General features: G+C 63.1%; 17 protein-coding genes and 2 pseudogenes. 8 read left to right on the top strand and 11 right to left on the bottom strand.

Going from position 1 to position 26,018, the window contains the following annotated elements:
* The first annotated feature begins 59 nt into the window (after positions 1 to 59).
* From DTW89_RS01305 to DTW89_RS01290, 4 genes and pseudogenes are all read left to right on the top strand, one after another.
* Entirely contained in the window at positions 60 to 1,508 is a 1,449-nt protein-coding gene (locus DTW89_RS01305; protein WP_149917161.1) for a methyl-accepting chemotaxis protein, read from the top strand.
* A gap of 38 nt (positions 1,509 to 1,546) precedes the next feature.
* Positions 1,547 to 2,328: pseudogene (locus DTW89_RS20025) on the top strand (EAL domain-containing protein).
* 211 nt (positions 2,329 to 2,539) lie between these two features.
* The gene (phbB, locus tag DTW89_RS01295) at positions 2,540 to 3,277 is read left to right on the top strand and encodes an acetoacetyl-CoA reductase (protein WP_114654594.1); all 738 of its coding nucleotides are present in this window, start codon (positions 2,540 to 2,542) and stop codon (positions 3,275 to 3,277) included.
* Positions 3,278 to 3,546: 269 nt separating this feature from the next.
* A pseudogene (locus DTW89_RS01290) lies at positions 3,547 to 3,972 on the top strand (SDR family oxidoreductase); the annotation flags it as partial.
* A gap of 377 nt (positions 3,973 to 4,349) precedes the next feature.
* Here DTW89_RS01290 and DTW89_RS01285 read toward each other — a convergent pair.
* From DTW89_RS01285 to dapC, 6 genes are all read right to left on the bottom strand, one after another.
* Entirely contained in the window at positions 4,350 to 6,419 is a 2,070-nt protein-coding gene (locus DTW89_RS01285) for an ABC-F family ATP-binding cassette domain-containing protein (protein ID WP_111867385.1), read from the bottom strand.
* Entirely contained in the window at positions 6,419 to 7,345 is a 927-nt protein-coding gene (gene prmB, locus DTW89_RS01280; protein WP_114654593.1) for a 50S ribosomal protein L3 N(5)-glutamine methyltransferase, read from the bottom strand. The genes DTW89_RS01285 and prmB overlap by 1 nt, the downstream gene beginning before the upstream one ends.
* Positions 7,342 to 8,562, bottom strand: a complete 1,221-nt coding sequence (gene dapE / locus DTW89_RS01275) for a succinyl-diaminopimelate desuccinylase (RefSeq protein WP_114654592.1) — start codon at positions 8,560 to 8,562, stop codon at positions 7,342 to 7,344. The genes prmB and dapE overlap by 4 nt, the downstream gene beginning before the upstream one ends.
* 23 nt (positions 8,563 to 8,585) lie before the next feature.
* Positions 8,586 to 9,746, bottom strand: coding sequence for a PilT/PilU family type 4a pilus ATPase (locus DTW89_RS01270; RefSeq protein WP_114654591.1), 1,161 nt, complete (start codon positions 9,744 to 9,746; stop codon positions 8,586 to 8,588).
* 68 nt (positions 9,747 to 9,814) lie between these two features.
* The gene (gene dapD, locus DTW89_RS01265; protein WP_024815157.1) at positions 9,815 to 10,639 is read right to left on the bottom strand and encodes a 2,3,4,5-tetrahydropyridine-2,6-dicarboxylate N-succinyltransferase; all 825 of its coding nucleotides are present in this window, start codon (positions 10,637 to 10,639) and stop codon (positions 9,815 to 9,817) included.
* Between the two features lie 4 nt (positions 10,640 to 10,643).
* Positions 10,644 to 11,849, bottom strand: coding sequence for a succinyldiaminopimelate transaminase (gene dapC, locus DTW89_RS01260; protein WP_114654590.1), 1,206 nt, complete (start codon positions 11,847 to 11,849; stop codon positions 10,644 to 10,646).
* A gap of 160 nt (positions 11,850 to 12,009) precedes the next feature.
* Between dapC and DTW89_RS01255 the strand changes: the two genes are divergently transcribed.
* Complete coding sequence (locus DTW89_RS01255) at positions 12,010 to 13,497, top strand: methyl-accepting chemotaxis protein (RefSeq protein WP_114654589.1); 1,488 nt, start codon at positions 12,010 to 12,012, stop codon at positions 13,495 to 13,497.
* Between the two features lie 54 nt (positions 13,498 to 13,551).
* Here DTW89_RS01255 and rsxB read toward each other — a convergent pair whose 3' ends face one another.
* From rsxB to DTW89_RS01240, 3 genes are all read right to left on the bottom strand, one after another.
* Positions 13,552 to 14,238 carry an electron transport complex subunit RsxB gene (rsxB, locus tag DTW89_RS01250; RefSeq protein WP_114654588.1) on the bottom strand — a complete coding sequence of 229 codons (687 nt, stop codon included), beginning with the start codon at positions 14,236 to 14,238 and terminating at the stop codon, positions 13,552 to 13,554.
* Positions 14,238 to 15,950: a polyhydroxyalkanoate depolymerase gene (locus DTW89_RS01245; protein WP_114654587.1), complete on the bottom strand. Its 1,713-nt coding sequence runs from the start codon at positions 15,948 to 15,950 to the stop codon at positions 14,238 to 14,240. The genes rsxB and DTW89_RS01245 overlap by 1 nt, the downstream gene beginning before the upstream one ends.
* Before the next feature lie 322 nt (positions 15,951 to 16,272).
* Positions 16,273 to 17,343, bottom strand: coding sequence for a GTP pyrophosphokinase (locus tag DTW89_RS01240; RefSeq protein WP_114654586.1), 1,071 nt, complete (start codon positions 17,341 to 17,343; stop codon positions 16,273 to 16,275).
* A gap of 207 nt (positions 17,344 to 17,550) precedes the next feature.
* Here DTW89_RS01240 and DTW89_RS01235 point away from each other — a divergent pair, with 207 nt between their 5' ends.
* On the top strand, positions 17,551 to 20,316 hold the full coding sequence (locus DTW89_RS01235) for a bifunctional diguanylate cyclase/phosphodiesterase (protein ID WP_114654585.1): 2,766 nt from the start codon (positions 17,551 to 17,553) through the stop codon (positions 20,314 to 20,316).
* A gap of 166 nt (positions 20,317 to 20,482) precedes the next feature.
* On the opposite strand, the gene dusA is transcribed toward DTW89_RS01235, so the two are convergent.
* Positions 20,483 to 21,472 carry a tRNA dihydrouridine(20/20a) synthase DusA gene (gene dusA / locus DTW89_RS01230; RefSeq protein WP_269089825.1) on the bottom strand — a complete coding sequence of 330 codons (990 nt, stop codon included), beginning with the start codon at positions 21,470 to 21,472 and terminating at the stop codon, positions 20,483 to 20,485.
* 422 nt (positions 21,473 to 21,894) lie between these two features.
* On the opposite strand from dusA, the gene DTW89_RS01225 reads away from it, so the two are divergent.
* On the top strand, positions 21,895 to 22,482 hold the full coding sequence (locus DTW89_RS01225) for a lysophospholipid acyltransferase family protein (RefSeq protein WP_114654583.1): 588 nt from the start codon (positions 21,895 to 21,897) through the stop codon (positions 22,480 to 22,482).
* Positions 22,483 to 22,574: 92 nt separating this feature from the next.
* Here DTW89_RS01225 and DTW89_RS01220 read toward each other — a convergent pair whose 3' ends face one another.
* Complete coding sequence (locus DTW89_RS01220; RefSeq protein ID WP_114654582.1) at positions 22,575 to 24,431, bottom strand: AMP-dependent synthetase/ligase; 1,857 nt, start codon at positions 24,429 to 24,431, stop codon at positions 22,575 to 22,577.
* Positions 24,432 to 24,683: 252 nt separating this feature from the next.
* On the opposite strand from DTW89_RS01220, the gene DTW89_RS01215 reads away from it, so the two are divergent.
* Positions 24,684 to 26,018 carry a ferredoxin reductase family protein gene (locus tag DTW89_RS01215; RefSeq protein ID WP_114654581.1) on the top strand — a complete coding sequence of 445 codons (1,335 nt, stop codon included), beginning with the start codon at positions 24,684 to 24,686 and terminating at the stop codon, positions 26,016 to 26,018.

Raw genomic sequence — 26,018 nt, 5'->3', positions numbered from 1 at the left:
AAGGATGGAGTTATACCAATAAGTTACAATAAAAACATATTGGTGCAGATTGCGAATTTATGTCCTCGTCATCCTTCTCCCCAGCTTCCGAAAAATCTGTATCCACCCCTGTAGACAGCGCCTTGCTGGGTGACCGCGTGATGCTGGCCGCGATTGCACTGAGTGCCATCGCGGCGGTGGTCCTGGGGCTGCGATTTGTGGATTCGGTGCTGGCTCTGGTGGCTTCGGGCGCCTTGGTTTTGATTGCGGGTGTGGCCTACGGCACGGCACGGGGCACTCTGGCTTCGCGCTTGGTGCTGGCTTTTGTGCAGGTGGGTCTGGTGGCGCTGCATATCCAGCTGGCGCAGGGCATGCTGGAGTTTCACTTTGGCGTGTTCGTCACGCTGGCCTTGCTGCTGGTGTACCTCGACTGGCGCCCCATTGTGTGGGCCGCACTGCTGTTTGCCGTGCACCATGTGCTGTTTGACCGTCTCCAGGCGGCTGGCTTCGGTGTGTATTGCATGACCAGCCCCGATTTTGGACGGGTGGTGCTGCATGCGGTATATGTGGTGATCCAGACCGTGCTGGAGGTAATTTTGGCCGTGAACATGGGACGCACCGCCCGCGAGTCGCTGGAGCTGCAGCGCCTGTCTGCTGCCCTGGTGCGGGGCGACCAGATTGCCCTGGATGTCTCTCACATGGTGATCGAAACACCGGGTGGAAGGGCGCTCAAGCAGGCGCTGGAGCGCATGCATGAAACCGTTGCAACGGTTCAGGAAGCCGCCACCAGCATGGCGCTGGCGTGCCAGGAGATTGCCATGGGCGCACAAGACCTGTCGGTGCGCACCGACGACACCGCGGGCAACCTGCAGGCAACGTCTGCCAGCATGGAGCAACTTACCGGCACCGTGCGCCAGTCTGCCAACGCTTCGGAGCAGGCCAATGCCCTGGCGGTGTCGGCTGCCGGCGTGGCACGGCACGGGGGCGAAGTGGTGGGGCGGGTGATCCACACCATGCGCGAGATCAATGAGGGCTCGGCCCGCATTGCGGATATCACGGGGGTCATCGATTCCATCGCCTTTCAGACCAACATCCTGGCGCTCAATGCCGCCGTGGAAGCCGCCCGTGCGGGCGAACAGGGGCGCGGGTTTGCTGTGGTGGCCACCGAGGTGCGCAGCCTGGCGCAGCGCTCTGCGCAGGCAGCCCGCGAGATCAAGGTGCTCATTGACAGCTCGGTGGAAAAAGCGTCGGCGGGGGGGCAACTGGCCGACGAAGCGGGCCGCACCATGTCGGAGATCGTAGGCTCGGTGCAGCAGGTCAGTGCCATGATGGGCGAGATCCATGCGGCTGCGCGCGACCAATCGGCCGGCATTGCCCAGATCAACCAGTCGGTAGGGCAGCTCGACCAAATGACGCAGCAGAACGCCGCGCTGGTGGAGGAATCTGCCGCCGCCGCAGGCACCGTGACCGAGCAGGCCCAGCGGCTGGCCAAGGTGGTTGCGGTATTTGCCCTGTCGCGGGGTGCGTGAACCCGCCATCACCGCCTCTGGCTGGATATCATGACCCCATGATTTCTACTGTTTTTGCCCAACCGTTTGAGCCCTTGGGCTGTGCTGCCTGCCGCGACAAGACCCAGCTTCCCTTTGATTTCACGATGGCGTTCCAGCCCATCATGGATTTGCATTCCGGGCGCCCATTTGCCTACGAAGCGCTGGTGCGCGGTGTGGACGGACAGTCTGCGGCCACGGTGCTGTCGTGGGTGGATGACGCCCACCGCTATCGGTTTGACCAGGCATGCCGGGTGAAAGCCATCGAATTGGCCTCGCGCCTGGGCCTGGCCGCATTGCCCCAGTGCCGCCTCAGCATCAATTTCTTGCCCAACGCGGTGTACCGTGCAGAAACCTGTATTCGCGCCACCATGGAGGCGGCCAAGGAATTCCATTTTCCGCACGACCGCATCATGTTTGAAGTGACCAGGGCTAGCAGTTGACCAACGGCGCCCACCTCAAGGCCATCTTCAATGAATACCGCCGCCAGGGGCTGATCACCGCGATTGACGATTTTGGTGCGGGTTATGCGGGGCTGAACATGCTGGTTCAGTTCCAGCCCCATGTGCTGAAGATAGACATGGAGCTGATCCGCAATATCGACCAGGATCCCGTGCGCCAGGCCATCGTGTCGGGCATTGCGCTGGTGTGCGATCGCCTGGGCATCGACATCGTGGCCGAAGGCATCGAGACGGCACAAGAATCCGAGCACCTGCTGGCGGCGGGCATCCACTACCAGCAGGGCTATCTGTTTGCCAAACCGGGCTGGGAAACCTTGCCGCTGGCCGTTGGTGGCATTTGATGCAGCCAGTGCACGCTCAAGGCCTTTCAACGACAGATGTATGACCCTGCGGCCTCCCTCTCGGAGGCCGCACGCAGGGCTGAACACACGGGTTTTGGCTGTGCCAGATGCGTCGCTGCGGAAAAACAGCAGATTCAGTGTTTTCCTTCACCACAGTGCATCAATTGTTGGGTAGAGTGGCATTGAGCACATTACAACCAGGAGAAATCACATGAGCAAAAAAGTAGCGTATGTCACGGGTGGCATGGGCGGTATCGGCACCGCGATTTGCCAGCGTCTGCACAAAGAGGGGTTCACCGTCATCGCCGGTTGCGGCCCCACACGTGATTTCACGAAATGGCTGGACGAGCAAAAGGCGCTGGGCTACTCCTTTCACGCCTCAGTGGGCAATGTGGGCGACTGGGATTCCACCGTCGAGGCCTTCACCAAGACCAAGGCGGAGCACGGTTCGATCGATGTGCTGGTCAACAACGCCGGCATCACGCGCGACCGCATGTTCCTCAAAATGACCCGCGAGGACTGGGACCAGGTGATCGAGACCAACCTCAACAGCATGTTCAACGTCACCAAGCAGGTGGTGGCCGACATGGTGGAAAAAGGCTGGGGCCGCATCATCAACATCAGCTCGGTCAACGGCGAAAAAGGCCAGGCAGGGCAAACCAACTACTCGGCCGCCAAGGCCGGCATGCACGGCTTCAGCATGGCCCTGGCGCAAGAGCTGGCCACCAAGGGCGTGACGGTGAACACCGTGAGCCCAGGCTACATCGGCACCGACATGGTCAAGGCCATTCGCCCCGATGTGCTGGAAAAGATCGTGGCCACCGTGCCCGTCAAGCGGCTGGGTGAGCCCAGCGAGATCGCCTCCATCATTGCCTGGCTGGCCTCGGAAGAGGGCGGCTACGCCACGGGAGCTGACTTCTCGGTCAATGGCGGCCTGCACATGGGCTGACGCAGCGGCCGGTGCAGACAACAAAAAACCCCGCAATGCGGGGTTTTTTGTTGAGAGGAACATGAATGAAGGGGCTGCCGCCGCCATTGTGATGGGCGGCTGCCACGCCCTCAAAGGCGGGCCGGTGCGCGCTTGCGGTCGCGTTCGTCTTCGGGCCAAGCGGACAAGATTGCGGTGGTATTCATACTGGAAAACTCCTGTGATGTACCAACAACGCGCTCACTTGGCGCTTGGTTGACCGGCAAACGCAAAAAAATGCAACCGGATGAGCGTTAGTCTCAACAAAAAACCTCAACAGCATGTTCAACGTTACCAAGCAGGTGGTGGCCGACATGGTGGAAAAGGGCTGGGGCCGCATCATCAACATCAGCTCGGTCAACGGCGAAAAAGGCCAGGCAGGGCAAACCAACTACTCGGCCGCCAAGGCCGGCATGCACGGCTTCAGCATGGCCCTGGCGCAAGAGCTGGCCACCAAGGGCGTGACGGTGAACACCGTGAGCCCAGGCTACATCGGCACCGACATGGTCAAGGCCATTCGCCCCGATGTGCTGGAAAAGATCGTGGCCACCGTGCCCGTCAAGCGGCTGGGTGAGCCCAGCGAGATCGCCTCCATCATTGCCTGGCTGGCCTCGGAAGAGGGCGGCTACGCCACGGGAGCTGACTTCTCGGTCAATGGCGGCCTGCACATGGGCTGACGCAGCGGCCGGTGCAGACAACAAAAAACCCCGCAATGCGGGGTTTTTTGTTGAGAGGAACATGAATGAAGGGGCTGCCGCCGCCATTGTGATGGGCGGCTGCCACGCCCTCAAAAGCGGGCCGGTGCGCGCTTGCGGTCGCGTTCGTCTTCGGGCCAAGCGGACAAGATTGCGGTGGTATTCATACTGGAAAACTCCTGTGATGTACCAACAACGCGCTCACTTGGCGCTTGGTTGACCGGCAAACGCAAAAAAATGCAACCGGATGAGCCTTAGCCTCAACAAAAATCGTTGCTTCAAGATTAATAGCATTCACCGCAGGTCTTTATTGGTGAAAAGCCAGAAAACTATCGCACTCGATTACAAGGTTTTACGTTTCAAGCGCTGGTGCCCACGCCCAGTTCTTCCAGCCCGGCGGAAATTTCCAGCCAGCGTTCTTCCAGCTGGGCGGTCTCGTCGTGACCGGCTTTCAGGCGTCGGCCAAGGTCTGCGATTTCGGCGGGCGGCAGTGGCTGGGTGAGCCGCTGCTCCAGGTCGGCCCGCTCTGCAACCAGGGCAGACAGGCGTTGGTCGATCTGTTCGAGCTCGCGTTTCAGGGGGCGTGTTTTTTCTGCCAGCTGCTGTCGTGCCTGGGCATCCTGCTTGCGCTGCTCTTTCGCGTCGACTGCGGGTTTGGCATCATTTTGGCCTCTAGCGCTTATCTGGTCTGCGCTAGCAGCTATTGAAACGGGAGCAATAGCCACGGGTTTGGCGGCGGCCACGGCAGGCGCCGGTGCTGCGGCCTTGAGCGCCGCGCTTTCGGCTGCGGCCTCCAGCTTGGCCAGCTCACGCTGGCGCTTGGCTTCATCGAGCAGGTAGCGCTGGTAATCATCGAGGTCGCCGTCAAACGGCCCCACGGCGCCCCGACCCACCATCCAGAACTCGTCGCACACGGCGCGCAACAGGGCGCGGTCGTGGCTGACCAGCATGACGGTGCCTTCAAACTCGTTGAGCGCCATCGACAGCGCCTCCCGCGTGGCCAGGTCCAGGTGATTGGTGGGCTCGTCCAGCAGCAGCAAGTTGGGCCGCTGCCAGACGATCATGGCCAGCACCAGGCGGGCTTTTTCGCCGCCGCTCATGCTGCCTACGCTTTGCTTGACCATGTCGCCGGTGAAGTTGAATGTGCCCAGATAGCTGCGCAGGTCTTGTTCGCGGCTCGATTCGCGGCTGTTGGGCCCCAGCTCGCGCGCCAGGCGGATCATGTGCTCCAGCGGGTTCTCATGCGGGCGCAGCACGTCCAGCTCCTGCTGGGCAAAGTAGCCGATCGACAGGCCCTTGCCTTCGGTCACGGTGCCGGCCAGCGGCGCCATGGTGCGGGCAATGGTCTTGACCAGCGTGGACTTGCCCTGGCCGTTGGCACCCAGAATGCCGATGCGCTGGCCTGCCAGCACGCTGCGGCTGACGTTTTGCAGGATGGTGGTTTCGGCACCGTCTTCGCTGCGGTAGCCAAACGATGCGTCGCTGATGGCCAGCATCGGGTTGGGCAGGTTTTGTGGCTCCTTGAATTCGAAGGTGAATTCGGCGTCGGCCAGCACGGGCGCGATCTTTTCCATGCGGTCAAGCGCCTTGACGCGGCTTTGCGCCTGCTTGGCCTTGCTGGCCTTGGCCTTGAAGCGGTCAATGAACTTCTTGAGGTGGGCGATTTTTTCCTGTTGTTTGGAAAAGCTGGCCTGCTGCAATTCGAGCTGCTGGGCGCGCAGATCTTCAAACTTGCTGTAGTTGCCGCCGTAACGCGTGATCTGCGCGTTGTCGATGTGCATGGTGACATTGGTCACGGCATCGAGGAACTCGCGGTCGTGGCTGATGACGATCATCGTGCCTTCGTAGCGCTTGAGCCAGGCTTCCAGCCAGACCAGGGCATCGAGGTCCAGGTGGTTGGTGGGCTCGTCGAGCAGCAGCAGATCGGAGGGGCACATCAGCGCGCGGGCCAGCTGCAGGCGCATGCGCCAGCCACCCGAGAAGCTGTTGACGGGCTTGTCCAGCTCGGACACCTTGAAACCCAGACCCAGGATGAGTGCCTGCGCGCGGGGTTCGGCATCGTGTGCGCCGGCATCGGCCAGGTCGGTGTAGGCGTGGGCAATGGCCATGCCGTCGTCTGCGGCCTCGGCTTTGGCCAGCTCGGCCTGCAGATCGGTCAGGCGCGTGTCGCCTGCCACCACGAAGGCGGTCGCGGGCTCGTCGGTTTCGGGCATGTTCTGCGCCACCTGCGCCATGCGCCACTGCGTGGGGATGTAGAAATCGCCGCCGTCTTCGTGCAGAGAGCCGTTGAGCAGGGCAAACAGGCTGGATTTTCCGGCACCGTTGCGGCCCACCAGGCCGGCTTTTTCACCGGGGTTGATGGTGGCGTTGACGCCATTGAGCAGCACCTTGGCGCCGCGGCGCAAGGTGACATTTTTAAGAGTGATCATCAGGAAGAGAAAAATGCAACCAGGGCTTGGCGTGTTGCCAAAAGCACCTGATCTTCGCCCGCGCTGGTATCTATCCAGTACACAGGCAGCTGCCCGAAGGCGGCTTCAAAGTGGGAACGCTCGTTGCCGATTTCGAGAACGAGCACCGCATTTTCGCTCATGCGGGCGGGAGCGTCCTGGAGCAGCTGGCGAATGAAGTCCATGCCATCGGCACCGCCCGCCAGCGCGAGGGTGGGTTCCGCCCGGTATTCGGCGGGCAATTGCGCCATGCTGGCCGCGTTCACATAGGGTGGATTGCAAAGAATCAGGTCCCACGGGCCGGGTAGCTGGGCCAGGCCATCCGACAACTGCAGCGAGATGCGGTCTTGAAGGCCATGCTGGTCCACATTGATGCGGGCCACGGCCAGTGCGTCGGGCGAGATGTCGGCGCCCGTGACTTCGACGTCAGGCCAGGCCATGGCCGCCAGAACGGCCAGGCTGCCGTTGCCGGTACACAAATCGAGCACGCGGCGCGTGTGCTCGCCCAGAAAATCATCGATGCTGCCATCGGCCAGCAACTCAGCAATGAAGCTGCGTGGCACGATGGCGCGCTCGTCCACGTAAAACGGCACGCCTTGCAGCCATGCCTCGCGGGTGAGGTAGGCGGCGGGTTTGCGGGTGCGAATGCGCTCATCAAAAAGTGTAGCTACCAGCGCAAGCTCAGCGGGCGCTACAGCCTTCTTTGCCACGGAATCGGGGCCATTGCTCAGATCGCTGTCCAGCGGCAGGCCCAGGCGCCACAGCACGAGCCAGGCGGCCTCGTCGTGGGCGTTGGTGGTGCCATGCCCGAAGGAAACGCCAGCGGCGGTGAGCAGATCGGCGCCGGACTGCACGAGCGCGGCCACGGTGCCGCCTTGCAGGGCGGGCAGGGCGGAGTTGCCGGTCATTCTGTGGCCGCCTGTGCGGTGGCCGCCTGTGTGGCCGCTGGTGTCGTGCTGGCTTGGCGGTTCAGGTTCTCGAGGGTGCGGCGGTAGATGTTTTTGAGGGGCTCGATGTCGGCCACCACCACATGCTCGTCTATCTTGTGGATGCTGGCGTTGGGCGGGCCCAGTTCAATCACCTGCGGGCAGATCTGTGCAATGAAACGGCCGTCGCTGGTGCCACCGGTGGTGGACAGCTCGGTGGTGATGCCGGTTTCGGCCAGGATGGCCTGCTGCACTGCCGTGACGAGGTCGCCCGGCGTGGTCAGAAAGGGCTGGCCGCCCAGCGTCCACTGCAGGTCGTATTCGAGGCTGTGGCGGTCCAGCAGGCTGTATATGCGCTGCTTGAGACCCTCGGCCGTGGATTCGGTGGAGAAGCGGAAATTGAAATCCATCACCACCTCGCCCGGGATCACATTGCTGGCGCCGGTGCCGCCGTGCATGTTGCTGATCTGCCAGCTGGTGGGCGGAAAGAAGGCGTTGCCCCTGTCCCACTCGGTGGCAGCCATTTCGGCCAGCGCCGGCAGGGCCTGGTGGATGGGGTTGCGCGCCAGTTGCGGGTAGGCGATGTGGCCCTGGATGCCGCGCACGGTGAGCTTGCCGCTGAGCGTGCCGCGACGGCCGTTCTTGATCATGTCGCCCGTTTGTTTGACCGATGTGGGTTCGCCCACGATGCAGTAGTCCAGCGTTTCGCCACGGGCTTTGAGTTGCTCCACCACCACTTTGGTGCCGTCAATCGAAGGGCCTTCCTCGTCGCTGGTTAGCAGGAAGGCGATGGAAATCTGCGGGTCGGGGTGAGCGGCCAAAAATTCTTCCACCGCCACGACGAACGCGGCGATGGAGGTTTTCATGTCACTGGCGCCGCGGCCAAAGAGCTTGCCGTCCTTGTGCGTGGGCGTGAAAGGGTGACTGCCCCACTGCGCCAGCGGGCCGGTGGGTACCACGTCGGTGTGCCCGGCAAATACTATTGTTTTAATAGCTGCTTGCGCTTGCTGTGTATGGGCTGTAGGCCTTTTTGACCACAAGTTGCTGACGCGAAAGCTGTCGGGCCCGCTGTCCAGGCGTTCGCAGACAAACCCCAGCGGTGCCAGGCGTGCCGCGAGCACGTCGAGGCAGCCTGCATCCTCGGGCGTGATGGAGGGAAGGGAGATGAGCTGTTCGGCCAGGTGCAGGGTGCGGGACATCAGAAAAAGAAGGGGAAACCGGGTCAGGCGGATTTGACGTCCAGCACGATTTCGGTGAAAGAAGGTTGGTCGTCGGGAGTGTCCCGCGCCTCTTTTTGGGCCTTGGCTGCGTTGGCAGCCAGTGCGAAGTCGTTTTGCAGACGCCACATCAGGTTGGTGGGCGAGTCGGCGTGGGCCAGGCCTTCCTTGCGGTCGATCTTGCCCTCGATGATGTGGTGGGCCAGAGCTTCCTCGAAGGTCTGCGAGCCTTCGGCCATGGATTTTTCCATGGCCTCCTTCACGCCCGAGAAGTCGCCCTTTTCCACCAGTTCGGAAACCAGTTTGGTGTTGAGCATGATTTCCACGGCGGGCACGCGGCCGCCTTCCACCGTGCGCACCAGGCGCTGGGACACCACCGCCTTGAGCGCCGATGCCAGGTCGCCCAGCATGGTGGGGCGCACCTCGACGGGGTAGAAGCTCAGGATACGGTTGAGCGCGTGGTAGCTGTTGTTGCCGTGCAGCGTGGCCAGGCACAGGTGGCCCGACTGTGCATAGGCAATGGCGGCCGACATGGTTTCACGGTCGCGGATTTCACTGATCAGGATCACATCGGGGGCCTGGCGCAGTGCGTTCTTGAGTGCGGTTTGCAGCGACTGCGTGTCACCGCCGATCTCGCGCTGGTTCACGATCGATTTCTTGTTCTTGAACTGGTATTCAACCGGGTCTTCGATCGTGAGGATGTGCCCTGTGAGCTGCTCGTTGCGGCTGTCGATCATCGACGCCAGCGTGGTGCTCTTGCCCGAGCCCGTGGCGCCCACCACCAGGATGAGCCCGCGCTTTTCCATGATCAATTCGCGCAGAATGGACGGCAGTCCCAGCGAGGCGAGCTCGGGGATCTGCTGCGCGATGAAGCGGATCACCACCGCATAGCTGCCGCGCTGGCGCATGGCGCTGACGCGAAATCGGCCCACACCGCTCAAGGGCACGCCCATGTTGAGCTCGCCGGTTTCTTCCAGCTCTTCAATGCGGTCCGGGGGCACCACCTCGGACAGCAGGTTGCGCGGGGCATCGGGCGGCAGGATCTGGTTGTTGATCGGCACGCATTCGCCGTTGATCTTGATCAACGCCGGCGCGTTGGCCGACAGATAGACGTCGGAGGCCTTTTTCTCTGCCATCAGGCGAAGAATTCTTTCCATCGTGCTCATGGTTTCTCCCTCTCGTTGTTCGTGTCGGTCGTGGCGTGGATTGCGCTGGCGTTGTCGATCAACCGCGCTCAGTCGCGCAGCAGATCGTTCAGGCTCGTCGTCGAGCGGGTCTTGGCATCCACCTTCTTGACGATGATGGCGGCATACATGCTGTATTTGCCGCCTTCCTTGGGCAGGCTGCCGCTGATGACGACTGAGCCCGCAGGCACGCGGCCATAGCTGATCTCGCCCGTGGCGCGGTCATAGATCGGGGTGCTTTGGCCCAGGTACACGCCCATGGAAATCACCGAGTTTTCTTCCACGATCACGCCTTCGACCACTTCGGAGCGCGCACCGATGAAGCAGTTGTCCTCGATGATGGTGGGGTTGGCCTGCAGGGGTTCGAGCACGCCGCCCAGGCCCACGCCGCCCGACAGGTGCACGTTCTTGCCCACCTGCGCGCAGCTGCCCACGGTGGCCCAGGTGTCCACCATGGTGCCTTCATCGACATAGGCGCCAATGTTCACATAGGACGGCATCAGGATGGCGCCCTTGGCGATGAAGCTGCCACGGCGGGCCACGGCCGGGGGGACCACGCGCACGCCAGTGGCGGACATTTCGTCAGCGCTGAGTCCGCCGAACTTGGTGGGCACCTTGTCGTAGAAACCCAGGTCACCCGCCTCGATGAGTTCGTTGTCTTTAAGGCGGAACGACAGCAGCACGGCCTTTTTGATCCATTGGTGCACCGTCCACTGGCCCACGGCTTCGCGCGTGGCCACGCGCAGCGTGCCGTTGTTCAGCTCGGAAATCACATGGTCGACGGCGTCAACGATTTCTTTGGGTGCGGCGGCGGGCGAGAGGCTGGCGCGGTTGTCCCAGGCGTTGTCGATAAGGGTTTGGAGTTGTTGGGTCATGGAATCAGGCAGTACGGGATTGGATGAATTGGACGATGCGCAGCGCGGCTTCCACGCATTCTTGAGTGTCGGCCACAAGGGCCATGCGCACACGCTGCGCGCCGGGATTGCTGCCCTGGGCCTCGCGGGCCAGGTAGCTTCCGGGCAGCACGGTGACATTGTATTGAGCCAGCAAGGCGCGGGCGAACTCGGTGTCGGTCATGCCCAGGGCCTCAGGGACCTTGGCCCAGAGATAAAAACCGGCGTCGGGCAAGGAGACATCCATCACCCCGGCGAGCAGGGGCGTGACCTGCGCGAATTTCTTGCGGTAGAGCATGCGGTTTTCTTCCACATGGTGCTCATCGCCCCAGGCTGCAATGCTGGCCGCCTGCACCACCGGGCTCATGGCACTGCCGTGGTAGGTGCGGTACAGCAAAAACGCCTTCATCAACGCGGCATCGCCGGCCACAAAGCCGCTGCGCAGCCCCGGCACGTTGCTGCGCTTGGACAGGCTGGTGAAGGACACCAGGTTCTTGAAATCATTGCGCCCCAGGCGGGCTGCCGCCTGCAGGCCGCCCAGCGGGGGCTCATCGCGGAAGTAGATTTCGCTGTAGCACTCGTCCGAGGCGATCACGAAGCCATGGCGATCGCTCAGTTCAAACAACTTTTGCCATTCGGACAGCGGCATCACGGCGCCCGTGGGATTGCCGGGCGAACAGACAAACAGCAGCTGCGTGCGTTGCCACACCGCATCGGGCACGGTGTCCCAGTTCACCGCGAAGTTGCGGGCCGGGTCGCTGGGGGCGTAATGGGGCGTTGCCCCGGCCAGCACGGCCGCGCCTTCGTAGATTTGATAGAACGGGTTGGGGCACACCACCACAGGATGGCCCCGGGATGGGTCGATCACGGTCTGGGCAAAGGCAAACAGTGCTTCGCGTGATCCGTTCACGGGCAATACCTGTGTAGCGGCATCCACGGCCAGGTCGTAGCGCCTGGAAAGCCAGGCCGAGAAGGCCTCGCGCAGGCGCAAATCGCCGGCCGTGGCGGGATAGCTGGCCAGACCATTCAGGTTGGCACTGATGGCATCCTTGATGAACTGGGGCGTAGGGTGGCGGGGCTCGCCCATGCCAAGGCTGACCGGGCTGAAAGCCGCCGGAGGCGTGACCCCCGCAAAAAGCTGTCGCAGCCGCTCGAAAGGGTAAGGCTGCAGGTGGGAAAGCAGGGGATTCATGGGGCTGCATTATGGGCGATGCCGATGCTGGCATCGGCTGGCCGGCGGCACTGCAAAGACGCGCGCCCGGTGTAAACCCTTGCATGCCGTGTTTGTCAATCCGGTGTAAGAGGCGGCTTCTAGCATGTTTGTAACTATTTAAAACGTGATCGGGGACAAAATGGCTGGATTCTCTTTGCTGCGACCGGGCCGGCGCCTGATGCGCTGGTTTCGCCTGCCGGGCAAGCTGGTGGCGCCGGGTTCCGTGCTGTTGGCCACGGTGGTTGCCGCCAGTCTCTCGGCGCCGTGGTGGGTATTGCTTGCGGGCGCAGCGCTCGGGTTGTATCTGATGCTGGCGCTGTATGCCAGCCTGTCGGCCGATCTGGCGGGTTTGGCGCATGCCATGCAGCGCACCACCGGAGGGGATCTGTGCGCCCGTGCGGGCGTTTATGGCCAGGACGAAGTGGGAGGGATGGCCAAGTCGCTCGACCAGATGGTGCTGACGCTGTCGTCCATGGTGGCCGACATACGCAGCAATGCCGCGCTGGTGGCCCACGCCGGGCAGACCCTGGCCCACGGTAACCGCGCGCTGGCAGACCGCACTGAGCAGCAGGCGGCCAACCTGGAAGAAACCGCTGCCAGCGTGGAGCAGCTGTCCGCGGCTGTGCAGAGCAATGCGCAAACGGCGCTGGGGGCCGACCAACGCGCCGCCCAGGTGCGGGAGGCAGCCGATGCCGGCGCCCAGGCCATGGCCAGTGCCGTGCAATCGGTGCAGGCCATCCAGCAAGGTGCGCGCCGCATGACCGAAATCATCGGCGTGATTGACAGCATTGCCTTTCAAACCAACATCCTGGCGCTGAACGCGGCAGTGGAAGCGGCCCGCGCGGGCGAACAGGGGCGTGGATTTGCCGTGGTGGCCGGAGAGGTGCGCACCCTGGCCAAGCGTTCTGCCGACGCAGCCCAGGAAATCCGGCAGCTGATCAGCGCGTCGGTGAACCAGGTGGAGGCCAGCGCTGGCCTGATCCGCACGGCCGGAGATGGGATCGCCGAGATGGCGGGCGGCATACGCAGCGTGGCCGCCAGCATGTCGGAGATTTCGGGCTCCAGTGCCGAGCAGAGCACCGGGCTGCGTGAAGTCAGCGCCGCAGTGCAACAGCTCGACCAGATCACGCAGCACAACGCCCAGATGGTGGGCTATGCCGTGCAGCAGGCCGAAGCCCTGCAAAGCCGGGCCTCCACCCTGTCACGCGCAGTGTCGGCCTTCCGATTGCAGCAGGGCACGGCTGAAGAGGCTGTGGCGCTGGTGAGCAAGGCGGCAGCGCTGCACAAAACAAGCCCGCGCGACGCTTTTCTGAGAACCATCACCGACAAGAACCAGGCGTTTCATGACCGCGACATGTATGTGTTTGCGCTCAATCCGCAAGGAACCTATCTGGCGTTTGGTGGCAACCAGGCCAAGGTGGGGACGCGCGTACAGGACATTCCGGGCATTGCCGGGGATCGGCTGGTCAGCGACATTGTTGCGCAGGGCGACCGTGCACCCGGTTGGGTGGAATACGACATCACCAACCCGGCTACCGGCGCGGTGCAGACCAAGATGTCGTTCGTGGCGCGTCTGGGTGATTTGTACGTGGGGTGTGGCGTTTACAAGAGCCTTGCAGCCCGCTGAAACGATGCGCACCTACCCACGCCGCAGGAGGGCGTGCGGTCCGCGCCGCAATCCTCAGTGCGACGGTGGGTTGCGCCGTTGCCGGGCGCGGGCCGTGGCTGCAGCAATCGCTGCCTGTCGGGAGGCGTGTGCCGTTGAGGCCTGTGAGTTAACCACCGCATGCACAGGGCTTTGCGCAGGCAGCGTGTCGGCATCGGGCTCGGGTGCTGGCGACTCGGCGCTGTGCTGCGCCAGCCGTTGCTGGTGCATGGCGTAGCGCTGGCGTGCGTTGTCGGCCTGGGTGGGGGTCCAGGCGGCCCAGCCCGTGGCGGTGCCACTGGCGTTTTCCAGCTGGATACAGTCCACCGGGCACACCGGGATGCACAGTTCGCAACCCGTGCAATGGGCTGCAATCACGGTGTGCATGAGCTTGTTGGCACCCACAATGGCGTCTGTGGGGCAGGCCTTGATGCACAGGGTGCAGCCAATGCACCAGTCCTCATCGATCACGGCCACGGTGCGGGGGGCCGGCAGCCCATGCACAGGATTCAACGGCACCACGGCGTGGCCCGTGATGGCAGCCAACCGGGCCACCCCTTCCAACCCGCCCGGAGGGCACTGGTTGATGGGGGCCAGCCCCTCGGCCACCGCTTGCGCATAGCTGGCGCAGTCGGGGTAGCCGCAGCGGGTGCACTGCGTCTGGGGCAGGGCCGCGTTGATGCGCGCTGCCAGCTCCGCCACCGTTTGCGGCAAGCCAGGCATCAGGCCTTGCGTGCTGCTGGGCGCTTGGTGCTTTTTGCTGCGGGTGCAGAAGCGCGCGCCCGCGCGGTGTCGGAGGTCTTGGCGACAGCCGCGTTGGTGGCCGTTGGGCCGGTGCTTGCGGTTTCGGTGCCTGGCGTGTTCACCCAGCGTGTTGCCACACCGGCGGGCGATGCGTTCGCGCGGATGGCGGCCTGAACTGCCTTGGGCTTTGCCACGGCAGCAGGAGTGGAAGGCGCCACCTTGGGCGTAGCAGCAGCGGCCTTGACGGTACGTTTGACGGGGCTTGCGCTTACCGTCTGTGCGGAGGCTGGTGCCGCAGCGCTGGCTGACACCGGGGCGGCAACCACGGGCGCGGGCGTGCTCGGTGCGGGGGCTGCGCTGGCAGCTACAACCGGCTCGCTGGCCACGTTGGCAACAGCCGTGGAGGCCGCAGACTTGGCGGCCAAAGCCGCATCGTGCTTCTGGATGAATGCGTGCACCCTGGGATAAACGACATCGCGCCAGCGGCGGCCACTGAAAATGCCATAGTGGCCTGCGCCCTTGGCTTCAAGGTGGTGCTGCTCTTTGCGCACGATGCCGGTGCACAGGTCGTGTGCGGCCTCGGTCTGGCCTGAGCCGGAGATGTCGTCAAGTTCACCTTCCACCGTGAACAGCGCGGTGGTGGTGATGTCCTGCGGGCGCACGCGCTCAATCTCGCCGGTGGGGGAGCGCACATCCCAGGTGCCATGCACAAGGTTGTAGTCCTGGAACACGGTCTTGATGGTTTCCAGGTAGTAATCTGCGTCCATGTCCAGCACGGCGTTGTATTCGTCGTAGAACTTGCGGTGGGCCTCGGCGCTAGCGTCGTCGCCCTTGATCAGGTCCTTGAAATAGTCGTAGTGGCTGGTGGCATGACGGTCGGGGTTCATGGCCACAAAGCCGGTGTACTGCAGGAAACCGGGGTACACGCGGCGTCCGGCACCCGGAAAGTTGTCGGGCACCCGAAAGATCACATTGTTCTCGAACCACTCGTAGCTGCGGTTCGTGGCCAGGTTGTTCACCGTGGTGGGCGATCTGCGTGCATCGATGGGGCCACCCATCATGGTCATGGTGATGGGCGTGGTCTCGCCGCGGCTGGCCATCAGCGACACCGCAGCCAGCACCGGCACGGTCGGCTGGCAGACGCTGATCACATGGCAATTGCCATAGATGCCCTGCAGGTGGCGAATGAACTCCTGCACGTAGTTGACGTAGTCGTCAAGGTGAAACTCGCCCTCGGACAGCGGCACCAGGCGGGCGCTGCGCCAGTCGGTGATGTAGACCTTGTGGTCCTTGAGCATGGTGCGCACCGTGTCGCGCAGCAAGGTGGCGTAATGGCCGGACAGCGGGGCTACGATCAGCACCACGGGCTGGGTTTTGAGCTTGGTCAGCGTGGCCGGGTCGTCCGAAAAACGCTTGAAACGGCGCAGTTCGCAAAAAGGCTTGTTGAGTTCGACGCGCTCATGAATGGCCACGCCAACACCATCGACGTCCACCGTGTGGATGTCGAAAGCTGGTTTTTCGTAACCCTTGCCCAGGCGATACAGCAGGTCGTAGCCGGCAGAAACACGTTGCGCGAGCGGGATTTGGCTGAGGAGCGAAGAGGAGTGGCTGTACAGCTTCGAGGCGGCCTGGGCAAATTCGGCAAAAGGCTCCATCAGGGAGCGTTGGGTTTCGTATATCTGGTAGAGCATGGGGTGAAACTCCGTTATGTTGCAGTGCAATATAACAGCAACTGGTTACGGATGTCTGGAGTGGAACCACCAATGTGAGGTCGCCTTGGTGACAGTTTGGTGACGAGAGTTCGGATGCGTCTTGGAACTCAAAATGCTATAGATAACATAGCTTATTGCGCAATACCATAAAGGGCTACAGATGGTTTTGGCGCTTAATTTTCATTCGCGAGGCCTGCTGGCAATGGGGCGCAGTGCCTGGAAAGTGTTCATGGTCTCTCGGCCTCCGGGAGATCGTCAACACGTTCTTGGAGCGGTCCCGTGCTTATGACCCACCCGTGGCTCAACTGTTGCCGTTTTCCTGCAGCCACGCCTCAAACGCTTCCCGTGCCACGTTGCGCAGGGCCGGGCGGAACGCGGCATTGTTATGGAGATACAGGCAATGGCGTATCACGGTGTAGGGGTTGAAACTGCCCTGGGGGTTTTGCTCCTCAAAATGCAGTTTGTAGCGCTTGACCACGCCAATGGTTTCGCGCAGCAGCGCATTGAAGCGGGCGCGTGTCATGCCGGGCGACCAGCCCTGGATGTCGTCCACAAAGCTGTCCACCTTGGAGGGCTCGAATTCAAAATCCTTGAAGAAGTGGGTGGCAATCTTGAGGAATGTGAAGGCGTTGAGCTCGCTACTCGGGGTGGACGCTTTGTCCGCCACCTGTGCGTCGGCTTCCGGCACGGTCTCTGCGGTTTCGTCGGGGGCCTGCAGCAACTCGGCCGCGGTGGCGTCCCGGATCTGGCGAAACTCGCGGTCGGCCAGTTCGAACAGTGCCGACAACACATTGATACGGCGCTTGAGCTGGCCGGGAATCGACTTTTTGTACTTGATCTTGTGGTCCAGCACGCTCCACGAATCCTGGATGATGGTGCGCACCTGCAGCTCAAAAGAATGGCCCGCGCACGCAGCATGCTCGGGCAATGCCCGCTGCGTGGCATTGAGCCTCAAGTCCAGGTGCAGACCTTTGTAGCCAAATGAGGCCTCGGTTCCCTCGACGGCGGCCACCTTGTCGGTGACTTCCATCACATCAAAATGCGTTCGCACCAGTTGGGCCACCTTTTCGAGCTCGTCTTCATACAGGCAGACCACGCGCACACCGATCAGGTCGCTGATGTAAGGGGCAATTTCATAGGGCTGGTTGGACTCTTCCAGCGCCGGCCTGTACTTGCGGGTGAATTTTTGGATGCACTCGCTCTCGTCCTTCACGCGGCCTTCCACCTTGGCTACATCCACCTGCCCAGAAGCGGAGAGCAACGCAGTGATCAGCGTGACGAAGGAGGCGCAGGCCTCCTGCAGGCGCTGCAGGTTTTGCTCGTGGAAGGCATGGAAACGGGCTTCCTCCCGTTCAAAATCAAGCGATGGCATAGGGGTTGTCTTGAAAATGCACCTGTTGGCTGGATCGTAAGGCCTGCGATGCCCCGTACTGCCTGCGTGGGTCTGCGAATACGCACAAATACCGGGGCAGGGTCTGGGAACTTGCCCATAATGGCAACAGACTGTGTCTGCGCTCACGCACTGCACGTTGTTGCAGACACCACTTCACCTACGACAACCATCCAACCCACTTGATCCATGAGCCAAGCCCGCCAGCACGAAGCGCTGACCGCCAAGGAAAACCGTTGGGGCCTGCTTGTGCTGACGGGGCCTGTGCTGACGCTTTTCTTGCTGGGACTGACGTTCATGTACTGGCAGGCTGCGCAGCGCGAAGCGGGCGCCAAAAGGCACCAGGCCTTTGCCGTCTCGGTGGACCGCATTGTCTCCAGCCTCAAAGACCGGATGGCCGCCTACGAACTGGTGCTGCGCGGTGTTAAGGGCTTTTACGACGGCTCCGGCAGCATTGAGCGCGAGGAGTTTCAGGCCTATGTGGGGGCGTTGCGCCTGCCCGAAACCCTGCCCGGGCTGCAGGGCGTGGCCTATGTGCTGAATTTGCCGGCAGACGAGTTGGACGCCCATGTGGAGCAGATGCGCAACAAAGGCTTCCTGTCTTACAACGTGCACCCGCAGGTCGCGCAATCGCACCACACCCCTATCACCCACATCGAGCCCCAGTCCAGCGACAACCTCAAGGCGCTGGGGTTCGATGCTTCCACCATTACCACCGCCCGCGAGGCGCTGGACCGCGCGCGCGACACCGGCAAACTGGCCCTGACCTCCAGGCTCAGGCTGCAGCAGGACGTGGGGCGTGATGCCGTGACCGGGCTGGTCATGTACCTGCCGCTTTATCGCAAGGATGCCGACCTCGGCTCGGTGGAGGGCCGCCAGCGTGGCATTGTGGGCTGGGTTTCGGCACCCTTTCGCATGAACGATCTGCTGCAGGGAATGGCCCGGCAACTTTATTCCGACATCGACTTGGTCGTTTATGACGGCGACCCGCAATCCGCCGAGAGCCTGCTGTATGGCGACGCAAACCTTGCTGCAGCCGCGCAAGGCGCAGCACCGGGTTTGCGCGCCACGCAGCAAATAGCGCTGGGCGGGCGCACCTGGACGCTGGTGATGCAGCCGCTCCCGACTTTCGAGCAGCGCTTCAATGACCGCGACCCCGTCCTGCTGGCTGCGATGGGCGTGGCCCTGAGCCTGATGGCCGGTCTGCTGACATGGGTGATGGCCACGGGCCGTGAGCGCGCCATGGGGTTGGCCCACCGCATGACGCGGGCGCTGCGCAGCACCCGGGACGACCTGGAAAGCACCCTCAACGCCATTCCCGACCTGTTGTTCGAGGTGGATCTGGAAGGGCGCATCCACCATTACCGCTCGGCACGTTCTGCGCTGCTGGCCGCGCCACCCGAGATGTTTCTGGGCCGGCTGATGGACGAGTTCGTGCCGCCCGAGGCCTCTGCGGGCTGGCATGCCGCGCTGCAAACCGCCCACGACACAGGCTATTCCATGGGCCACCAATACCGGCTGGAACTGGCCCAACAGACGCATTGGTTCGAGTTGTCTATCGCCCGCAAGGAAAGCACAACGCCCGGGCAGGTTCCCCGTTTCATTGCCTTGTCGCGGGACATCACCGAGCGCAAGCAGGCGGAGGCCCGCACGCACCAGCTGGCCTACTTTGACGGGTTGACCGGGCTGCCCAACCGCCGCATGCTGCTGGACCGGCTGGATCATGCCCTGGCCTCGGCGCGCAAGTCGGGGCAGGTGGGGGCGCTGCTTTTCATTGATCTGGACAATTTCAAGCAGATCAACGACGCCCGCGGCCATCCGCTGGGCGATGTGTTGCTCAAACAGGTGGCGCAGCGCCTCGCGCAGCTGCAGCGCCCCGGCGACACCGTCGCGCGCATCGGGGGGGACGAGTTTGTGATGCTGATCAACGACATTGCCACCGACATGGAATCGGGCGGGCGCAGCGCGCTGCTGGCGGCCGAGGCCGTGCGGGCGACCCTGGAGGCGCCCTACACCATCGACACCCATCTTTACAGCAGCACGGGCAGCATCGGCATCACCCTTTTCCCCAAGCGCAGCGAAGAGGTCGAAGACCTGCTGCGCGAGGCCGACACCGCCATGTACCGCGCCAAAGACCTGGGACGCAACCGCATCCGTTTTTACGAAGCCGACATGCAGGCCGACGTGCAGGAGCGCCTGGCGCTGGAACAAGACCTCAAAAAAGCCAGCGCAGAGGGCCAGCTGACTGCGTTCGTGCAGTCGCAGGTGGATGCCTCCGGCACCGTGATCGGTGGCGAGCTGCTCATGCGCTGGAACCACCCGGTGCGCGGCAACGTGCCCCCCAGCCGCTTCATTCCGGTGGCTGAATCCTCAGGTCTGATCCTGCGCATGGGCGACTGGATGATCCTGCAGGCCTGCGAGACGCTGGCCCGATTGCACGCGGCAGGGCAGGAGCTTTTGATATCCGTGAACGTGAGCGAGCGCCAGTTTCGCCAGGACGATTTTGTCGAACGCGTGCTCGGCATGCTTGCCCAGACCGGCGCCCCGGCAGCGCTGCTCATCCTGGAGGTCACCGAAAGCCTGCTGATCGAACACCTCGACGACACCATTGCCCGCATGAGCGACCTTGTGCGTCACGGTGTGCGTTTCTCGATTGACGACTTTGGCACGGGTTATTCCAGCCTGGCCTACCTCAAGCGACTGCCCCTGTACGAGTTGAAGATCGACAAGAACTTTGTGCAGGACACGCCCGACGACCCGAACGACACCGCCATCGTGCAGTCCATCATTTCGGTGGCCAGGCACCTCAAGCTTCGCGTGGTGGCCGAGGGCGTCGAAACCCGCGCCCAGGCCGATTTTCTGGCGGCCAGCCAGTGCGACTGCCTGCAGGGCTATCTGTTTTCCAGGCCCGAGCCGCTGCAAGGGTGGCTCATGCGCCAGCTGGGCGGGGGCTGAAAGGGCTGAAGGCGCGGCAAGGTTGCGCCATGCGCGGGGGGCCTCAACGTTGCGCCTGGGCGGCCCTGCGACGCTGAAAACTGTCGTTCAGGCGCGTGCAGGGCAAGTCACCCAACGGCAAAGCGCAGCGATCGGCTGGATGGCGAAGCTCAAGCGCAGACCTGCTTCAGGCCTCGCCCGGGCTGGCGTGCGCCAGGGCCATCACTTCGTGCGGCGGCAGGCCTTTGAGGCGATGGTCGCTCCACACCTGGCGCCAGCGGCGTGAGCCTGCCAGTCCATGGCGCAAGCCCAGCATGTGCCGCGCGATGCTGGCCCAGGGCGTGCCGTGTGCTGCGGCCTCGCGCGCCATGTAGTCCACCATGGCGGCTTCCACATCCTCGCGGGTGAGCGTGCTTTCAGGGGCGCCGTAATACAGGGCGTCCCAGCGCGCCAGCCACCAGGGGTTGTGATAGGCCTCGCGGCCCACCATCACGCCATCCACCTGGGACAGCTGCTGTTGCACGGCGGCATCGGTGTTCAGGCCGCCGTTGATAGCAAAGGTCAGGTGCGGAAAATCGGCCTTGAGCTGGCGCACCACGTCGTAGCGCAGCGGGGGCACTTCGCGGTTTTCCTTGGGCGACAGGCCCTTGAGCCAGGCATTGCGCGCATGCACGATGAACACCGTGCAACCCGCAGCGGCCACGGTGCCCACAAAGTCGCGCACAAAGGCGTAGCTCTCGTCCTTGTCGATGCCAATGCGGTGCTTGACCGTCACGGGCACCTGCACCACGTCCACCATGGCTTTGACGCAGTCGGCCACCAGCTGGGGCTCGTTCATGAGGCAGGCGCCAAAGGCACCGCGCTGCACCCGCTCGCTGGGGCAACCGCAGTTGAGATTGATCTCGTCATAGCCCCACTGCTCACCCAGGCGCGCGCAGTGCGCCAGATCGGCCGGCTCGCTGCCGCCCAGCTGCAGGGCCACGGGGTGCTCTTCGGCATTGAAGCGCAGATGGCGCTGCACATCGCCATGCACCAGCGCACCCGTGGTCACCATCTCGGTGTACAGCAGGGTGTGGCGGCTCAGCAGCCGGTGCAGGTAGCGGCAATGGCGATCGGTCCAGTCCATCATCGGGGCGACAGACATGCGCCAGGGGCTCAGGGTGGGTTCCACAGACAATTGAGAAGGCAGGAAAAGACGGGTGGGGGCTGCCGCTGCTGCTCAGAAGGCAAGGCGCCTTTGCACAGCGACCGACGAAAAGCGGCGATTATCCCACCAGCGCCGCCCGGACACTTGCAAGTGGTTATACGTAAAAAGTGCCTCTGGCGCTTGTCTGTAAAGCGCTGAAAGCTATCAAAAACAAAGCATTCTGGGTTTTCCGGGATAACGCCGTGCAGCACCGTGGATCGCCAGCGAATGCCACTCGATGGGCCGCCACGCCCCGGCGCGCTTGCGATTTCCGCTATCTAGTTCCGCTTCCAAGTCCTGCGCAAGAGGCGCCCGCCAAGGGAAACTTCTTGCCGCAGCACAAGAAGCGTTGCCAAATGTTTCGGTGATACTCGCTACGCCGTTTTTGTTCGTGCCCTTGCGTTTGCTTTTTCATGCACCACACCATTTTTGACACGCCGGTGGTCAACACGCTGCTGCGCGTGGTTTCGCAAGCCACCCTTCGCCTGACCGGCTGGACTATCGAAGGCAGCCTGCCAGCCCATGCCGCCAAGAGCGTGCTGATTGCCGCGCCCCACACCAGCAACTGGGATCTGCCCTATACGCTGATGCTGGCTTTCTCGCTGCACCTGCGGGTGTACTGGATGGGCAAGCAAAGTCTGTTCCAGGCGCCTTTTGGCGGGGTGATGCGCTGGCTGGGCGGGATTCCGGTGAACCGGGAGCAGTCGAGCAACCTGGTGGCCAGCTCGGCCCAGGCCATGCGTGCCGCCAAAGGGCCCATGCAATTGATCGTGCCGCCCGAGGGCACGCGCGGCAAGACGCGGCACTGGAAAACCGGCTTTTACTTCATCGCCCAAGAGGCCGGCGTGCCCATCGTGCTGGCGTTTGTGGACTATGGCCGCAAGGTGGGAGGCCTGGGCCCGGTGTTCGAGCCCACGGGCGACCTGGACGCCGACATGGCCACCATCAAGGCGTTTTATGCCCCCATCAAGGGCAAGAATGCGGATCAGTTCGAGACGTGATGCCGGTGCAGCATGTTCCTGATTTTTGCATCAAATTGGCCGCTAGCCTTTTATCCATAAGCGCAAGCAGCTATCAAATTTAAAGAGCCAGATCAGCGTGCTGCAGACTTCTGGTACATCCCCTCGATGGCCTGTGCAAAGTGCAGCATCAGGTTGTTGCGCTTGAGTTTGAGCGTGGGCGTCATGAAGGTGTTTTCTATGGTCCAGGGCTCCAGCGTCAGGTGCACGGCGCGCGGCACGGCGTAGCGGGGGAAACTGGCGGTATTCTTTTCGATGCGCGCCAGCACGGCGCGTTGTACGCTGGGGTGGTGCAGGCTGGTGGCCTCTTGCGGGTTCAGGCCCAGGTCGGCGGCCAGGCGCTGCCATTCTTCCGGCTTGATCACCGCCACGCAGGCAATAAAAGGCCGGTTTTCGCCCACTACAAACGCCTGCTCCAGCGCCGGGTCGGCCAGCACGGCCAGTTCCAGATCACCCGGAGGCACCTTTTCGCCGGTGGAGGTGACGATGATTTCCTTGATGCGGCCCCTGATGTAGATGCGCCCGTTGATGATTTCTGCCTGGTCGCCCGTGCCCAGCCAGCCGTCGGGGCTCAGGATTTTGGCGGTGTCTTCGGGACGATTCCAGTAGCCCTTCATCACGATCGGGCCACGCACCTGCAGCTCGCGGTTGTTGCCAATGCGCACCTCCACACCGGGCAGGGCACGGCCCACGCAGGCGGGGTCGTTGTCTTCTGGGGAATTGGCCGACACCACGGGTGCGGTTTCGGTCATGCCGTAGCCTTGCACCAACTGCAAGCCCAGCCCCAGGAAGCACTTGGCAATAGTGGGTGACAGCGGGGCGCCACCGCTCACGGCCACGCGCACGCGGCCGCCAAACTGCGCCAGCAGTGGCTTGGCCACCAGCGCTTGCAGCAGGGGCCAGGGCAGGGCGGCCATCCAGCCAGCGGCCTTGTTGTCGTCGGCCTGGGGCGCTGGCAGGCCCTGGGCGACACAAAAGCGCGCCCAGCCTTTGTTTTGCGCCGCTTCGTACAGCTGCATCTTCCAGGGCGTGGGCGAGAGCTTTTCGAGCAGCTTGGCGTGGACCCGTTCGTAAATGCGGGGCACCGACACCAGTACCGTGGGGCGCACCGTTTTCAGGTCTTCGGCCAGCAGCGGCACCGAGCGTGCATAGGCCACGCAGCTGCCCGCAGCAATCGGCAGGTAATAGCCACCCGTGCGTTCAAACGTGTGCGACAGCGGCAGGAACGACAGAAACACGTCGTCCACCGTGGGTGCGATGCGCTCAAGCACCGCCTTCACGTCGCTGACCACGTTGCGGTGCGTGAGCATCACGCCCTTGGGCTTGCCGGTGGTGCCCGAGGTATAGACGAGGGCGGCCAGGTCCTCGGGGCCGGGTGGCGTGGGGGCAGGCAGCTCAGCGGCGCGGGGCGCGCTGGCCAGCCATTGCGCCAGCGTGCCAACGGCCGGGCCGTCGGCAGTGGCGGAACAGGTGTGGACCTCGCCATCGTCGTCCATGATGACCACCGCGCGCAATGCCGGAAACGCCGTGCCTACGGCCCGGATGTTCTCCCAGTGCTCGGCCTGGCCCACGATGAGCATGGATGCTTCGCAGTCGGCCAGGATGTAGGCAATGCTGCCTGGGTTGTCGATGGCGTGCAGGGGCACCGGCACGCAGCCTGTGGCCAGCGTGGACTGGTCTGCACACATGGCGTTCAGGCCGTTGGGCAGCAGGATGGCCACGCGGGCGGCAGTGGGCAGCTGCGTGGCAACCATGGCTTGCGCCCATTGCGCCACACGCTGTGCGGCTTGCTTCCAGGTCAGGTGGACCCAGTCATGCGTGGCGGGATCAAATGCACGGTAGGCCTGTGCGTCGGGGGTGTGGGCAACACGGTAGGCGAGGAGCTGGGGCAGCGTTTCGACGCTGGCAAGGTCGGGTGCGAAGGAGGTCATCGAGAGGTGTGCTGAATCGAGAACATGCCGCATGGGGGCCGGTTCTGCGGGAAAACCCGGAGGATCATACCGACACATCTGCGGACACCGCGCAACCATGCATACGCGCATGACGACGGTCAATGACCGATGCTGCAACCGTGCGAGGCACGGCCCCGTTCAGCGCCGGCATTTACGTGACAGACACGTTTGTATCAATACCGCTTCACACGCAGCGCATAAAGTGCAGGGCACATTCAGGGGGGGAGCTTTATGCGCAACATCCAACGATTTTTCTGGTTCTATCTTTTCATTCTGACGGGGTTGTGGCTTGTGGCCGACCTGGCGGTCTGGTCTTCACCCGCCAATTTCTTTGCCTGGCGGGCAGTGCTGATGCAATACAGCGGGGTGCTGGGCATTGGTGTCATGAGCGCAGCCATGGTGCTGGCGGTGCGCCCGGTGGTGTTCGAGCCCTATCTCGGCGGCCTGGACAAGATGTACCGCCTGCACAAATGGCTGGGCATCTCGGGTCTGGTGATCTCCATAGCGCACTGGCTGCTGGCCCAGGGCACCAAGTGGATGGTGGGCTGGGGCTGGCTGCAGCGCCCGGTGCGCGGTCCGCGCCCGGCCTTGCTGGATGCGCCGATACAGCAGTTCTTTTCAAGCCAGCGTGGCCTGGCCGAGAGCATCGGCGAATGGGCCTTTTATGCCGCCGTGTTGCTGATGGTGCTGGCGCTGGTGAAGTCGTTTCCTTACCGGCATTTCTTCAAGACGCATCAGCTGCTGTCGGTGGCCTATCTGGCGCTGGTGTGGCACTCGGTGGTCTTGCTGAAGTTTGATTACTGGACTGGCGTGCTGGGGCCGGTGATGGGTTTGCTGATGGCGGCGGGCACGGTGGCGGCGTTGATGGTGCTTTTTCGGCGCGTGGCCGTGGGCCGGCAGGTGGTGGGCGAGGTGGTGGGTATTCGGCGCCATGAGTCGCTGAACGTGATCGAGGTGGACATCCAGTGCAAGGGCCGTTGGGCCGGGCACCATTCGGGCCAGTTCGCGTTTGTCACCCTGCATGCAGAAGAGGGCCCGCACCCTTACACCATCTCGTCGGCCTGGACGGGCGAAGGGCGCATCACCTTCATCATCAAGGCACTGGGCGACTACACCGGTACGCTGAGCGAGCGCGTGCGCATCGGCGACGTGGTCAAGCTGGAGGGCCCGTACGGACAGTTCAATTTTCAGGGCCCACAAAAGCGCCAGATTTGGGTGGGGGCTGGCATTGGCATCACGCCGTTCATTGCACGCATGAAAGCGCTGGCTGCGGCCTCGGATGGCAAGACCATCGACCTGTTTCACCCCACGGCGGTGTATGACGAGCACGCCATTGGCCTGATGACCCGCGACGCCGAGGCGGCCGGGGTGCGGCTGCATGTGCTCTGGACCCAGCGCGACGGCCTGTTGAATGCGGCACGCCTGACCGGGCAGGTGCCCGACTGGCAAGATGCAGACATCTGGTTTTGCGGGCCTGCACCGTTTGGCCAGTCGCTGAAAAAAGACCTCATCGCCATGGGCTTGCCACAGGGACGCTTCCACCAGGAGTTGTTTCAGATGCGCTGA

This window comes from Acidovorax sp. BoFeN1 (assembly GCF_003345135.1).
Classification (GTDB): Bacteria; Pseudomonadota; Gammaproteobacteria; order Burkholderiales; family Burkholderiaceae_C; genus Acidovorax; species Acidovorax defluvii.
Note: the sequence above shows the minus strand (reverse complement) of the source record. Positions and strands in the feature narration are given on the sequence as shown.